Source organism: Roseateles flavus, from assembly GCF_039872765.1.
GTDB classification, from domain to species: Bacteria; Pseudomonadota; Gammaproteobacteria; order Burkholderiales; family Burkholderiaceae_C; genus Roseateles_B; species Roseateles_B flavus.
Genome location: NZ_JBDPZC010000049.1, coordinates 1 through 1,391 on the forward strand (window position 1 = coordinate 1; position 1,391 = coordinate 1,391).

Annotated in this window: 1 protein-coding gene; it reads right to left on the minus strand. The window is 71.5% G+C overall.

All coding sequences use genetic code 11. The features are described 5' to 3' along the window. A partial coding sequence (locus ABDJ40_RS24675; protein WP_347613767.1) for a condensation domain-containing protein occupies window positions 1-1,391 on the minus strand: 1,391 nt, incomplete at both ends.

The following is a 1,391-nucleotide window of genomic DNA, read 5'->3' on the forward strand; positions in this document are numbered from 1 at the left end:
CAAACAGCGCCGCCAGACCCTCCTCGCGCGGGTACTCCCGCTGCGACACGCCCCAGCCCAGCAGCTGCGCCCGCTCCTGCGACGGCAGCACGTCCAGGCTGGCCAGCGGCGTCTCGGGCCTGGCGCCCAGTGCCGTCGCCACGGCCTGCAGGGCCTCGTGCATGAAGGCGCACACCCGCTGCGGGTCCACCGGCTCGCTCACCAGCGCCGTGATCAGGAAGTCCTCGCCCAGGTCATCCACCGACAGCGTCAGCGGGTAGTTGGTGCGCTCGTGACCGCCCAGCTCCTCGATGCCCTCCACCTCCTGGGCGGCCTGCGCCGCCGCACTGCCTTGCACGCTGTAGCGGTAGTTCAGCAGCGAGCTGAACAGCGGCGTCTGGGCCGGCACCGCGCTGCAGCGCTGCGCCAGCGCCAGCGGCGCGTGCTCGTGCCTGAGCAGCTGCGCCAGCAGCTGGTGCACCTGGCGCAGCCCTGCGCCCAGGCCCTGCGAGCCCACGCTCAGCCGCAGCGGCAGCGTGTTGATGAACATGCCCAGCACACGGTCCGACTGCTCGCCGCCCTGCATGCGACCGAACAGCACCGTGCCGAAGACCACGTCCTGGCGCCCCGTCGTGCGTGCCAGCACCAGCGCCCAGGCCAGGTGCATCAGGCTGGCCGTGCTCACGCCCAGGCGGCGTGCCTGCTGGCGCAGCTGCGCGCTCAGCGCCGCCGGCAGCTTCTCGCCCGCCTCCTTCACCTGGCTGCCGTCGCCCTGCACGTCCAGCAACCCGAAGGGTGCCGTGGGCTCCTCGATGTCCCCCAGCATCTGGCGGAAGAAGGTCTCGTGTTCGGCCTGGCTCACGCCCAGGCAGGCCTGGGCCACGAAGTTGCGGAACGGGGCCGGCGCCGCCAGCGTCTCCAGCTGCCCCGCCTCGATCGCCAGCGCCTCTTCCACCAGCAGCTCCACCGTCGTGTGGTCGCTGATCAGGTGGTGCGACAGCAGGCGCAGCAGCCAGCGGCCCTGGGCCGCATCCTCCGCGGCGTAGCCCTGCATCAGCGGCGCCTGGCTCACGTCCAGCCGGTAGTGACGCGGGTCGTAGCGTGCCTCCAGCTGCTCGGCGATGTCACCCTGCGCGGGATCCAGCGTGAGGATCTCCAGCGGGAAGCGCACCCGGCGGCGCACCACCTGCACCGGCTGCTCCAGCCCTTCCCAGGCAATGCCGGTGCGCAGAATGTCGTGGCGGTCCATCACCTGCTGCAGCGCCCCCATGAAGCGCTCCAGGCGCTCACGGCTGGCAAAGCCCAGCAGGCTGGGCAGCAGGTAGGGGTCCCCCTCCTTCTCCATCAGGTGATGGAACAGGATGCCTTCCTGCAGCGGGGCCAGCGGGTAGATGTCCTGCACATTGGCCGCG